This is a genomic window from Thermaurantimonas sp. (assembly GCF_046299575.1).
Taxonomy (GTDB): domain Bacteria; phylum Bacteroidota; class Bacteroidia; order Flavobacteriales; family Schleiferiaceae; genus Thermaurantimonas.
In genome coordinates this window covers 1-900 of the sequence record NZ_JBKBHX010000022.1, presented here as the reverse complement: position 1 = coordinate 900, position 900 = coordinate 1, and the positions used below count along the sequence as shown (strand labels likewise).

Here is a 900-nt window from a genome sequence, read left to right as displayed (position 1 = left end):
AAACCATTGTTTCTGACTACAAAACGGACTTGTGTATTGGTACTCCCGCAGAAAGAATTGTCTATACCCAACAGGGAGACCAATTCGGCATCAAACTGTATAGGGGTGCAAACTTGTACTGGACCAACCCACGAGCTAAAAGAATTGTTACATGCCTCGCGTAGATAGACGTGATAACATGTACCGACAACCAACGGGGTGAGGTGGAAATTTTTTGAAGTAATGCCACTGATCAATGTGCCCTGTGCTGATCCCGGAGTAAATCCGACAGGACCCCATTCTATTTGAAACGTATCAGCACTCGACTGCCAACTCAGGAATGCTCCCTGAGGATAAATGCTATCTGCCTTGAAAGCCCAGGCACCTGAACAAGGCAACGGATTAAACTCGATCGCACCCGGATCAGGAGTAGCTGTGCGTGCTACTCCATTAATATCGGTCGGGACCACTGACAGAAGATTAGCTCCTATATTGTTAATAGCCCCTGAACTTGGAGTGTAATTAGCTGCGGATGGATTTAAAAATCCCGGATTGGCGAAAATCCCATTTTGATCTTTTCCTGTAGCCTGCCAGTCAGAAAAAGTATTCAGAACTGCTCCGTGGAAGAAAACATTTGTATTGACGTCACTGAAGTAGACATTATTATTATAGCTGATACCGGTATTGGCCGTGCCCTGGTACATGACATATTTCGTACCGCCATTTGTGCGGGTGTTTACAAATAGATTGTTGCGGACATCTACGTTGGTAAACGTTCCTGTGAAAAACGCCGGAGTATTGGTTCCGGTACCGGAGAAGAGTGCATCCTCCACCACAATTGTATTGTGATAGACGTCCCAATGCTGACTGCTGATCATATACAGGGCATATAACAGACCTGAACTATTCATATTGTACACC

At 45.2% G+C, this 900-nt stretch carries 1 protein-coding gene; it reads right to left on the bottom strand.

Features of this window, described 5'->3' with window-relative positions:
- The coding region (locus ACK4EX_RS11705) for a hypothetical protein (RefSeq protein ID WP_409773048.1) at nucleotides 1-857 on the bottom strand (857 nt) is incomplete at its 3' end.
- Between the last annotated feature and the right edge of the window lie 43 nt (nucleotides 858-900).